This window comes from Marinobacterium arenosum, from assembly GCF_019795155.1.
GTDB lineage: Bacteria > Pseudomonadota > Gammaproteobacteria > Pseudomonadales > Balneatricaceae > Marinobacterium_C > Marinobacterium_C arenosum.
On record NZ_JAILYN010000082.1, the window covers coordinates 1 to 12025 of the forward strand.

Sequence of the window (12025 nt, forward strand, 5' to 3'; positions counted from 1 at the left end):
AATTCGTGGCGGTGAGGGAGGGATTCGAACCCTCGATACGTTTCCGTATACACACTTTCCAGGCGTGCTCCTTCGGCCACTCGGACACCTCACCATATTGTCACTTGCGTAGTTCTTTCGAACTTCATAACTGCACGCCTGGCGTGCTCGTTACCGTCGTCGCAAGCTCCGACGTTCTCTACGGCTCCGCCTCCGAGTCAGCCACTCGGACACCTCACCACATTTTCACTTGCGTAGTTCTTTCGAACCTCATAACTGCACGCCTGACGTGCTCGTTACCGTCGTCGCAAGCTCCGACGTTCTCTACGGCTTCGCCTCCGAGTCAGCCACTCGGACACCTCACCACATTTTCACTTGCGTAGTTCTTTCGAACCTCATAACTGCACGCCTGACGTGCTCGTTACCGTCGTCGCAAGCTCCGACGTTCTCTACGGCTTCGCCTCCGAGTCAGCCACTCGGACAGTTCACCGTATTTTCTCTACTGTTACGTTTCAATCCGCATCCAGCAGAGGCCGGGTATATTAAGGATAAGTCGCTGTTATCGCAACCCTTTTTCCGAGCCGCGCTGCGCTTCGAAACACGCTTTAAATACAATCAAAACCATTCCCAGCCACAAATGGGAATCAGCCTGATAGAAATTCTCACACCCATTATTAACCCATTGATTCTAAAGTAACTTTTCTTGTTGCCGTCATACTTCGGGCCTATGCTTTAGCAGATTCTATGCTGACAATAACCGTACGGATTTTGACCGGGAGAAAGGCCAATGAAAGGCGATAAAAAGGTCATCAAGTACCTGAACAAGGTGCTGACCTGCGAACTGACCTCGATCAACCAGTACTTTCTGCACGCTCGCATGTACCGCAACTGGGGCCTGAAAGAGCTGGACGAGAAAGAGTACAAGAAATCGATCAAGGACATGAAACAGGCAGACGAGCTGATCGAACGCGTACTGTTCCTGGAAGGATTGCCGAACCTGCAACAGCTTGAGCGGCTGCGGATCGGTGAAGACACCGAAGAGATGCTGAAGTGCGACCTGGACCTGCAGCATGACCAGCTGACGCTGCTGCGCGAGGCGATCGCCTACTGCGAGGAGAGCGGCGACTACGTCAGCCGCGAGCTGCTGACCGAGATCCTAGAATATGAGGAGGACTACGTCGATTGGCTGGAAACCCAGCAGCATCTGATCAGCGAGATCGGCATCTCCAACTACCTGCAGTCGCAAATGTAACCGGGAGCTAGCAATGAAAGGCAATTCACAGATTATCGACGCCCTGAACCGGCTGCTGGCCAGCGAACTGACCGCCATGGACCAGTACTTCATCCACTCACGCATGTATGAAGACTGGGGGCTGAAGGAGCTGTACGAGCGGATCGATCACGAGTTCGACGACGAGAAGGGCCACGCCTCCAAGCTGATCGAGCGTATCCTGTTCCTGGAAGGCACGCCCGACATGACCAAGCGCGACGGCCTGCGGATCGGCAAGGACGTACCGGAAATGCTGCGCAACGACCTGCAGGTGGAGTACGAGGTCGATCAGTTGCTGAAAGACACCATGAAGCTGTGCGAAGACCTGCAGGACTACCAGACCCGCCATATGCTGACCCAGCTGCTGGAGGATACCGAGATGGATCACGCCTACTGGCTGGAACAGCAGCTGGGCCTGATCGACAAGGTCGGCCTGCCCAACTACCTGCAGTCAAAGATGGGTTGAAGCCTGTCAGCTTACCGACAAAAAATGCCGGCTATTCGATAGCCGGCATTTTTTGATGAGTAAACAGTTAACAGTGTTGAGTTAACAGTCTTTCAGGCTGATCGGGCACTCGCCTAAGCATTCAGAATCAGGAACGCTTCAGGCTGCGCTGACGGGTTTTCTTACCGCTTTTCTTAGTGCCAGCCTTACCGGCCGGTTTGGCCGCTTTAGCAACCGGCTTGGCCTGCGCAGACTGACCGGGTCTGCCGCCCTGCCCCGCTTTCGCCTTGGCCGGTGGATTGATCGGCGTACGCTTATCGCCCCGCGCCAGCTGGGCATTTTTATTGACGGTGTTACGAGCATTCCCCGCGCCAGCCTGCTTGCCGCGGCCTGCGCCCTTGCCGTCGCCGCGTCCGCGGCCTACGACTTTCTCCTCCGGCGGCACCAGCGCCTTCGCGCCATGGCCGATCAGGTCGGTGCGGCCCATCTCGGTCAGCGCCTTGCGCAGCTGCGGCCAGTTGTCCGGGTCGTGGTAGCGCAGGAACGCCTTCTGGGTCTTGCGCTGCTCCTTATCCTTCGGAGTGTAGAGCTTCTCCGCCTTATAAGTCACCTGCTTCAGCGGGTTGCGGTCGGAGTGGTACATCGCGGTGGCCAGCGACATCGGCGACGGGTAGAAGGTCTGCACCTGGTCCACCTCGAAGTTATTGCTCTTGAGCCACTGCGCCAGGTTCATCATGTCCTCGTCCTCGCAACCCGGATGGGCGGCGATGAAGTACGGTACCAGGTACTGCTTCTTGCCGGCTTCGGCCGAGAACTTGTCGAACATCTTCTTGAAGCGGTCATAGGTGCCCATGCCCGGCTTCATCATCTTGCTCAGCGTACCCTCTTCGCTGTGCTCCGGGGCGATCTTCAGCAGCCCGCCGACATGGTGGGTCACCAGCTCGCGCACGTATTCCGGGTCTTCCACCGCCAGGTCGTAGCGCAGCCCCGAGGCGATCGCCACGGTATGCACCCCTTTCACCTTGCGTGCCTTGCGATACAGCTCGGTGGTCGGGCTGTGGTCGGTGTTCAGGTTCTTGCAGATGGTCGGGTAGACGCAGCTGAGCTTACGGCAGGAGGCCTGGATCTCCGGATCGTTGCAGTTCAGCTTGTACATGTTGGAGGTCGGTCCGCCCAGGTCCGAGATGGTGCCGGTGAAGCCCGGTACCTTGTCGCGGATCTGCTCGATCTCCTCGAGGATCGACTCGTGCGAACGGCTCTGGATGATGCGCCCCTCGTGCTCGGTGATCGAGCAGAAGGTACAACCACCGAAGCAGCCACGCATGATGTTGATCGACAACTTGATCATGTCGTAGGCCGGGATGCGCTGACCGTCATACATCGGGTGCGGCACCCGCTGGTACGGTAGGCCGAACACCGCATCCATCTCGTCGGTTTCCAGCGGAATCGGCGGCGGGTTGACCCAGATCTCGCGCTTGCCGTGACGCTGGATCAGCGCGCGGGCGTTGTGCGGGTTAGACTCCTGGTGCAGCACCCGCGAGGCATGGGCATAGAGCACCGGATCCTTGGCGACCTTCTCGAACGACGGCAAGCGGATGCAGGTGTGCGCCGGGTTCAGCTCCTTTTCCTTACGACGTAGCGGCATCGGTACGATCTTGATCGGTTGCGGCGCCTGCGGGTCTTTCGCTTCACTCGGCGCCGCTTCGATGTATTCGTACGGGTTGGGCAGCTGGTCGATATGACCCGGCCAGTCGACCCGGCTGGAGTCCAGCTCGGTATAACCTTCCGGTGCGCTCTGGCGGATCACCACGGTACCGCGCAGGTCGTTGATCCGCTCGACCGGCTCGCCGTCGGCCAACCGGTGGGTCAGCTCGACAATCGCCCGCTCGGCGTTGCCGTACAGCAGGATATCGGCGGTCGAATCGATCAGCACCGAGCGGCGCACCTCGTCGCTCCAGTAGTCGTACTGGGCGATCCGGCGCAGACTGGCTTCGATACCGCCGATCACCACCGGCACATCGCGGTACGCCTCCTTGCAGCGCTGGCTGTAGACGATCACCGCCCGGTTCGGGCGCTTGCCGCCCATCCCGCCGGCGGTGTAGGCGTCGTCGTGGCGGATACGCAGGTCAGCGGTGTAGCGGTTGATCAGCGAGTCCATATTGCCGGCGGTGACGCCGTAATAGAGGTTCGGCTTGCCCAGCGCCTTGAACGGCTCGGCGCTCTTCCAGTCCGGCTGGGCGATAATCCCCACCCGGTAGCCCTGCGCCTCCAGCAACCGCCCCATCACCGCCATGCCGAAGCTGGGGTGATCGACATAGGCGTCACCGGTCACCAGCACCACGTCGCAGCTGTCCCAGCCCAGTTGCTCCATCTCCTGCCGCGAGGTCGGCAAAAACGGCGCCGTGCCGTAGCACTCGGCCCAGTAGCGGGGATAGGAAAACAGGTTGGGAGCGGTTCTGATCATGGCGGGAATAAAGCTGCTGGTGGAAACCGTGCATTGTCCCAGAAAACAGCCTCCGGGCCCAGTAAAACCGGCTAATCCGACTAGGGAAGTAGGTGTTTTTTAATTTGTCGACTTGAGCTTATCGCTGACAGATCGGGTCAGCCGCTCCGCTCTCTATTCGCGGCGACAGGATTGGTACCATCCGCGGCTATCGCCCTCAGAGCGGGCTGCTACACAGGAACACCCGTAGCAGCGGGCTCAGACCGCGATCTGAGGGCGTTCCCGTCGGCACCATGACCGGTCGCCCTCCGAGCGAGCTGATCTGGTGGGCCACTTACCGCTCGCTTGTAGCTCCTTAGGGGTCGCCCTCGGAGCGAGCTGCTACAACAAACACGAGCTGTTAACTGTTAACTCCCATCTGTTAACTCAACTCTTACTGGGTGCCGCAGAGGTATTTGCAGACCAGCCGCTCCAGTTGCCCTTCACGTGCCAGCCGCTCGATGCTGGCGTTCATCGGTTCGAGCAGCTCAGCGCGCTGGCGGTGCAGCCGAAAGCTGACCGGGTTGCTGGCATAGGGCAGCGAGATCTCGTACTCCAGCCCGGCGTTGCGCTGATAGTGCAGCGCCAGCGCCTCCTTCATCAGGCCGATATCGTTCCAGCCGCGATGCACCCGCTGGGCGATCTGCCACTCGTTGGCGAAGTCCTCCCGCACCAGATAGCCCGGCACCGTTGAACCGCGCACCGTGGCCACCCGCTGGCCGCTCAGGTCCTTCAGGATAAACACCGGGAACGACAGTTGTGGCCGGTAGATGATCACCTCGTTGACGAGGCCGAACGGCCGGCTGAATAGCGATACCTGGCCCAGCGGCGAATTCTCGTCCGGCTGCGCCGAGACGCCGGCTTCCAGGTCGATCTCGCCGATCTCGAAGTGCCGCAATAAGCGGGCCTGCGACAGTGGCACGAACTTAAGCTCGACGCCGATATCCGCCGCCACCAGACGCAGGGTATCCGGATAGATACCGCGATACTCGCCCGCGTCGTCCCGCCAGAAAAAGGGCACCTGGCCGGGCAGCGGCATACCGACCCGCAACGCATCCGCCCAGGCGCTAGCGGCCCACAGCAGCATCAGCAACGGCAGCATTAACAGACGATAGAGGCGTTGAGTCATCGGCAACAAACCCGTCAGTGGCACGTCAGGACAAAAATCGAACGGAGCTATGATACTCTGTTCGCCCCTATCAGGTTGCGGAAATTTTCCTGACATGCCACCGGCCAGCGCACTCGCCAAACTGCTCGATCCCGCCCTACAGGTTGCCCAGCACCATCAGCTGGAAGCGGACCGGCTGTTGGCCGACTGCGGCCTGGCACAGCAGGAGCTGGATAAGCCGGGGGCACGCTTTCCCGCCGAACACTACGAGCAGCTATTGCAGGCGCTGGCCACCGAAACCGCCAACCCACGCATCGCGCTGAGCCTCGGCGAAGCGACCCAACCACGGATGCTCGGCTCGATCGGCTTCCTGATGGCCACCGCGGCTACCCTCAGCGACGCCTACCAGGTGCTGATCGACTACCTGCCATTGCTGTTCGAAGGCGCCGCACTGCAGATGGAACAGACCCTGGCCGGCACCCGGCTGACGCTGGAACTGAACCGGCCACAGCAGAAAACCACCGAGTATTTCCTGGCCTGCCTGCTGAACTGGCCACGCTGGCTGACCGGCCGCCAGGTACCGGCACTGGCGGTGGAGCTGGCCTTCCCGGCACCGGACGACCCGCCGGCCTACCAGCGCTTTTTCGCCGCCGAGGTGCAGTTCGACGCCCCCCGCAACCAGCTGCTGTTGGCCAGCGACTACATGGCGCAGCGCTGCCTGGACGCCAACGCCGAGATGCACCAGCTGCACCGCGAGTTCGCCGACACCCTGCTCAGCGCCTCGGCCCAGCAAAGCGCGCTGATCGCCCGTACCCGCAACCAGATCCGCCAACAACTGACCGAGGGGGACGGCTCGGTACGACGTGAGCAGGTGGCCGCTGCGTTGAACCTGAGCCTGCGCACCCTGCAGCGCAAGCTCGGCCTTCTGGGCACCAACTTCCAGGAGATCTACGACCAGACCCGACGGGAACTCTGCCTGCAGCTGATCCTGAAAGGCCGGCTCAGCTTCGGCGAGATCGCCTACCGACTCGGCTTCTCCAACCAGTCGGCGTTCCAGAAAGCGTTCAAACGCTGGATGGGGATACCACCCAGCCAGTACCGCGAGCAGATCAAACCCGCCCCGCCGACACCGATCGACAACAGCCTGCCGGACGCCAGCCCGACCTCGCCCGCTTGGCCAAACGGGGCGGCGCTGCCCCAGCAGGTCAGCCAACGATTACGCCAGTTGAGCGACTTCAGCCGCCAACTGCTCGGCTGGGCTGCGTTGCTGGGTGAGCAGTTCGAGCTGGCAAGCCTGGCGGCGGTGACCGACAACCCGCTGGCCCGGCTGGCGATCCACCTGTGGCCGGCCCAGCAACTGCAGCTGATCCAGCAGGATGACCCCGTCCCCGGCACGACAGCAGAACATCGGCCAACCAGCTATAGATTCAACCACCCGGAAATCCGCCAGCAGCTGGTTGACGCGCTGGGCGCCAGCGAACAGGCCCAGCGGCATCGCACCACCGGCCTCTACCTGCTGGCCCAGCTGGAGCAACCCGCCAGTACGCTCATCCCGCTACTACGGGCGCTGGACCACCTGAATCGTGGCCCGAGCGAGCAACTGCCCGGCGACCAGTTCCGGCTGCTGGCCGAATTGAACCAGCAAGCCGCCGAACTGGCCGCGGCCGAACAGTGTTTCCCGCAAGCCGCCGAACTGCTGCAGCAGGCGATCCGCTGGCGGCTGATCGCCGAGCCGGCGCAGCAGCCAACAACCCTGCAACTGCAACGCGCCGCCGCACTGCTAAACGGCGGCGACACACCGCAGGCGGAACAGCTGCTGGCTGAATTGAGCCAGACCCCACTCGAGCGGGCCGAACGCTGTCGACTCGCGCTGCTGCAAGCCCAACGGCTGCGCCAGCAGAACCACCCCGAGGCCGCATTGGCTGCGATGCTCGACGCCTGGCGGCAGGATCAGCAACCGCTACCCGGCGACGATCGCAGCGCCCGGCTGGAACTGGCCGACCAGCTGCTGAGCATCGGCGAGCAGCTCGACAGCTGCCGCCTGGCGGAACTGCCAACCTTGCATGAGTCCCAAGACCTGCTGCAATTGGCGCTGTTAAAGCAGATCGCGCTGGACGCCGGCAGATTAGGCCAGCCGTTGCTGACCGCCTGCGCGGTCTCCCGCATGACCCTGCTGTCGCTGCAACAGGGCCGTAGCGAGTACACCGCGTTCGCTTTCGTCAGCTACGCCTGGGTGTGCAGCTGGTTCTGCGCCGACCAGGCCCTGGCGCAGACCCTGTCGGCGCAGGGGCTGCAACTGGCCAACGAAGGCACGGCGGCGGTCGCCGCCAGCGCCAACCTGATCCAGGGCAGCCAGGTACAGCACTGGTTCGCGCCGCTTGAACAGGCGCTTGACCGGCTGCGCCAGGCGGAACGTATCGGGCATGACCACGGCCTCTGGCAGACCACGGCCGATGCCCAGCTGATCCGCTGCAACCTGGACTGGCTGCGTGGCCAGCCGCTACCGCCCCTTCAGCAACAGGCCCAGGAACTGCAGCAACAGATGCGGGCCCGCCAGCAACCGGGCAGTGCACAACGGCTGGCCGATTCGGTACTGCTGCTGACCGAACAGCTGACCTGCGAACAGCCCCGCCGGCTGCCGCCGTCCGAGTTCAGCCACGGCTGGCAGGCGGTTACGCTACTGATGCTGGCGCTGCTGCTCGACCGCCGCCAGGAGTGGGCCACCCTGCTGAGCTGGGAGGCTCGGCTGGAACAGCAGCTGAGCGGCCATTACGCGCTGACCGAGGCATTGTTCTGCAGCGGCATGATGCGGCTGATCCAGTTTCAGCAGCGCCCCAACCTGTCGCGCTACCAGCGCAGCGAACTGGCCCGCCTGGAGTCCCGGCTGGAACTCTGGAGCCGCCAGAGCCCGGTCAACTTCCACTGCCAGCTGGAACTGATCCGTGCCGAGCAGCTGCGCCTCGACCATCAGCTGGAGGCCACCCTGCAGCAGTACCAGCAGGCGATCGATGCCGCCGAGCAACAGGGCTTCCTGCATCACCGCGCACTCTGCTACGAACGCTTCGCCGATTACCTGCTCAGCATCGGCCAACGGCGGCTGGCGCTGCTCAGCCTGCAGCAGGCCTGCGCGCTGTATCGGCAATGGGGCGCGCTGGCCAAGGTGAAACAGCTGGAAAGGCTGCTGAATTCACTGGCACAATAGTGACTCTCCAGACACCGCAACCCGATAACAATAACCCGGCGAAAATACTGCGAGCCTATGGCAAACGACACCACTCCCTGGCGCATCCTGGTCGTTGACGACGAAGAGGGTATTCACGGCATCACCCGGATGATCTTTCGCGGCTACGAATTCGAGCAGCGCCCGATCGAGCTGATCAGCGCGATGAGCGGCCGGGAAGCACGCCAACGGCTGCAGCAATATGACGATATCGCGGTGATCCTGTTGGACGTGGTGATGGAGACCGATAACGAGGGGCTGCAGCTGGTCGACCATATCCGCAACGAGCTGGGCAACCGCGACCTGCGGATCATCCTGCGCACCGGTCACCCAGGCTATGCGCCGGAAGCGGAAGTGATCGTCAATTACGATATCAACGACTATCTCAGCAAGGCGGAGCTGTCCGCCTCGCGCCTGCTGACCTCGGTGGTGGTGGCGCTGCGCTCCTATCGCGATATCGAAAGCGCCCGCAGCCAGAATGCCTCCAGCGACACCGCTCCCCAGCACGGCGACGGCCGCTTGCTGCTGGCCGCCGGCCAACGGCTCAGCGCCCTGGCCGAAGCCACCCTGCGACAGGGGCTACGTTTGCAGCAGTTCGAACTCAACCCGATGGTGCAGGACCTGGTCGGCGAACTGAACGCCCACCAGCAACGGCTGCATACCGCCTGCCGTCAACTGCAGCTGAGCGACAGCCAGCCCCGCAGCGAACAGCCGGTGGAACTGGCCGCCCTGCTGGACGCCTTGCTGAAACATTTCCTGCCGCAGATGCGCCGCGAAGGCTGGCTGCTGGACTACAAGCTCAGCAGCGACCTGCCGGCCCAGATCCACGCCGACCCGGCCTGGCTGCAACTGCTGCTGCAGACGGCACTCGAGCTGGCGGTCGAGCAGGCCGACGGCGCCGACCTGAAACTGCAGCTCAACCAGTTGGGTAACGACCTGCTGATCAGCCTCAGCAGCCCGGCCGCCCACCCTGCCGGCAACGACCCCTGGCAGCAGCAGCTGCGCAGCAATCTCGATTACCTCTGCCGGGCATTGAACGGTGAGCTGCTGGAATCCGACGGCGAGCAACTGTTGCGCTGCCGGTTGCCGATTTAAGCCGCCGGTAGCCTATCTGAACCGCTGGTAGCCCACCTAAGGAGTTAACCGATGTCCGAACAACTGGGAATTCTGGGGGTCGGCCATCTGGCCAGCTACATGGTGGCGGGACTGCGCCATGCCGGCGACCAACGGCCGATCCTGCTGTCACCGCGCAACCGGCAACGCAGCCAGGCGCTGGCCGAGCAGCACGCTTGCGAGATCGCCGCCGACAACCAGCAGGTGGTGGATCGCTGCCGGCTGATCCTGCTGGCCGTCCGGCCCAATCAGGTTCGGTCACTGTTAGAAAGCCTGACGTTCAGCGCGGACCATCTACTGGTCTCCTGCGTGGCCGGTATGCCGCTGGCACAGCTCGGCGAACTCGCCGGCCCTGCCCAAGTGGTGCGTACGCTGCCGCTGGCCTGCGCCGAAGTCGGCGAAGGCGCCGTGCCGCTTTATCCGAACCACCCCAGCGCCCGCCGGTTGCTGAGCCAGCTAGGCAACCTGATCCCCTTCGATAACGAAGACAGCTTTGAACTGGCCAGCACCGCCGCCTGCATGAACGGCTGGATCTATCCATTTCTCGCTCGACTGACCGACTGGTATACCGAGCAAGGCATGGCGGCGGAGCAGGCCCGCGAGCTGGTGCTCCATTCGGTGCGCGGTGCCACCGGCCTGGCAGCTGCCCGGCCGGAATGGCCACTGCAGGCGATCAGCGACTCCATCGCCACCGACGGCACCTTTACCAAGCTGGGGCTGGACCTGCTCGAATCCAACGATGCCTTCTCACCCTGGCAGGACGCCTGTGAACAGGTCAACAAGTCGCTGAAAGGCTGAATGCTTTTACGGGATGCTTGTTCAGCTGATGCAGATGATTCCCGCCAACCCGCGATGCCCCTAGTAAAGGCCTGATCAAGAGATCAGCCGATTACTCTCCGCTTTCACGCCGTCAGACACAGGGAACGCAGACCAGGGATGAATTTGACCCAATAACGGATATCACCGGCACATCGCCTCTGTTGGCCAATAGCTAAACCAGCGCCTTGTCATCGGCCGTGATGGTCAGCTGGCCGTCGTTAGTAAACAGCAACGCCATATCCGGATAGCGGCGGTTTTCACCGAACAGATAGCTGTACTTATCGATAATGGCGTCGATCTCGGCCTGGCTCTTGGCCTGGGCGTATTCCTGCTGGAACGGCTCTGTTGCCTTGATTCCGGCAAGGTGCGATGCAAGGGCGTTGGCAGTGCTCAGCTCGCGCGCCAGCGCCGGGTCGTTTTCCAGCGCCGCCTTCAGCTTGTCGGCGTACGGATAGTCGGCCGGCAGCACCATATTTCCGGAGCTGTCATAGGTGATTTTGTCGGGCGCTTCGGGAATACCGTTTTCGGCCAGAAAGCCGGGAAAGACCGACGAGATATGCTCCTGCAGGGCCCGGACGTTGTTCTCTGTCGGCAGCAACAGGCCATCCAGCGAGAGCGAGTCAACTTGACGGCCGGGTGAGGCGAAAAAGCTGCCCAGATCCAGGTATTTCTCACCGGCGCCGGTGTCCATTTTATAGACCTGGTCCGACTGCGACATCTCCTTGCCCTGCTCGGACAGCGCGACGGAGCGGTCATTCTGTTCCGCCGGGCGGCTGGCGGTTGCCGCTGTTCCACCGCTGGAATAAGTCCCAGTGGCCTTGGCCGCCGCGGTGCCTGATACCGTATTTACGTAGTTGTAGGCCTGGGTTGCCTGAATCGACATCGCGCTCTCCCTGTTTCGAATTGGATTCGATATGGATAGAGCAATAAGTGGGCCAGCCCGCCGGCAAGGAGCTATATACAGTCAGGCGAAAGGACCGGTCAGTCCAGTGCCATGGGGCAATGGCGCAACACGGCAAGCGATCGGTAGGCTGAAGCCATTCAAAAGCCCGACCCGGTCCAGCCGGAGGTGCAAGCGTTATTTCGGACATCCCCGCAGGAAACTTTTGTGCCGCCTGAAACGACGAAGCCCCGCTCAAACTGTGCAGGGCTTCTGAATTCGTGGCGGTGAGGGAGGGATTATTCGTCGCTACGCTCCTCACCTTTCGGGGAACCTGCGCGGCCCCTCGCTACGTTTCTTTGATGACAACACTGTTATGTGTTGCGAGGTTCGAATTTGAATATTTCCATGCCCGACATCGCCACACCTGAATCGATAAAATCCCAGGCGATAGAACGTATTCCCCCCTATCCAGAGCAATATAATACATACGCTACCATAGGCGGCGTAGCCCTTGTAAGCGGTAGTGGGATGTAGCGATCAAAATTACGCAAACGCCGCCAAGCTCAACGTCCCCAGCAGAAAAGGTAGTGTTCAGAGTTCTGTGTCGTTTCCTACACTGACTGAAAAAGGGAGCGACACATCATGGCTGATAAGTACGAAATCGATATCCAGGCGTTTGCCAAGGCACTTCAGGCCGGTCAGAGCC

The 12025-nt window shown here is 61.8% G+C and carries 8 protein-coding genes and 1 tRNA gene; 5 read left to right on the forward strand and 4 right to left on the reverse strand.

The window, feature by feature from the left end; all coding sequences use genetic code 11:
* Positions 1-6 precede the first annotated feature (6 nt).
* A tRNA-Ser gene (locus tag K6T12_RS20675) sits at positions 7-94 on the reverse strand.
* Between the two features lie 672 nt (positions 95-766).
* Here K6T12_RS20675 and bfr (K6T12_RS20680) point away from each other — a divergent pair.
* A complete protein-coding gene (gene bfr, locus K6T12_RS20680; RefSeq protein WP_222224869.1) occupies positions 767-1231 on the forward strand; it encodes a bacterioferritin in 465 nt (154 codons plus the stop codon).
* 13 nt (positions 1232-1244) lie between these two features.
* Positions 1245-1715, forward strand: a complete 471-nt coding sequence (bfr, locus tag K6T12_RS20685) for a bacterioferritin (protein ID WP_222224870.1) — start codon at positions 1245-1247, stop codon at positions 1713-1715.
* Between the two features lie 127 nt (positions 1716-1842).
* Here the strand turns inward: bfr (K6T12_RS20685) and K6T12_RS20690 are convergent, their stop codons facing one another.
* Entirely contained in the window at positions 1843-4158 is a 2316-nt protein-coding gene (locus tag K6T12_RS20690) for a YgiQ family radical SAM protein (protein WP_222224871.1), read from the reverse strand.
* Positions 4159-4570: 412 nt separating this feature from the next.
* A complete protein-coding gene (locus K6T12_RS20695; protein ID WP_222224872.1) occupies positions 4571-5305 on the reverse strand; it encodes a substrate-binding periplasmic protein in 735 nt (244 codons plus the stop codon).
* Positions 5306-5399: 94 nt separating this feature from the next.
* Between K6T12_RS20695 and K6T12_RS20700 the strand changes: the two genes are divergently transcribed.
* Genes K6T12_RS20700 through K6T12_RS20710 form a run of 3 tightly spaced genes read left to right on the forward strand, consistent with a single transcriptional unit; the run spans position 5400 to position 10415 of the window.
* The gene (locus tag K6T12_RS20700) at positions 5400-8486 is read left to right on the forward strand and encodes an AraC family transcriptional regulator ligand-binding domain-containing protein (RefSeq protein ID WP_222224873.1); all 3087 of its coding nucleotides are present in this window, start codon (positions 5400-5402) and stop codon (positions 8484-8486) included.
* 57 nt (positions 8487-8543) lie between these two features.
* Positions 8544-9599: a response regulator gene (locus tag K6T12_RS20705; protein ID WP_222224874.1), complete on the forward strand. Its 1056-nt coding sequence runs from the start codon at positions 8544-8546 to the stop codon at positions 9597-9599.
* Between the two features lie 51 nt (positions 9600-9650).
* On the forward strand, positions 9651-10415 hold the full coding sequence (locus K6T12_RS20710; RefSeq protein WP_222224875.1) for an NAD(P)-binding domain-containing protein: 765 nt from the start codon (positions 9651-9653) through the stop codon (positions 10413-10415).
* A gap of 193 nt (positions 10416-10608) precedes the next feature.
* Here the strand turns inward: K6T12_RS20710 and K6T12_RS20715 are convergent, their stop codons facing one another.
* Positions 10609-11319 (reverse strand): hypothetical protein, encoded by a 711-nt coding sequence (locus tag K6T12_RS20715; protein WP_222224876.1) that lies wholly within the window; start codon positions 11317-11319, stop codon positions 10609-10611.
* Between the last annotated feature and the right edge of the window lie 706 nt (positions 11320-12025).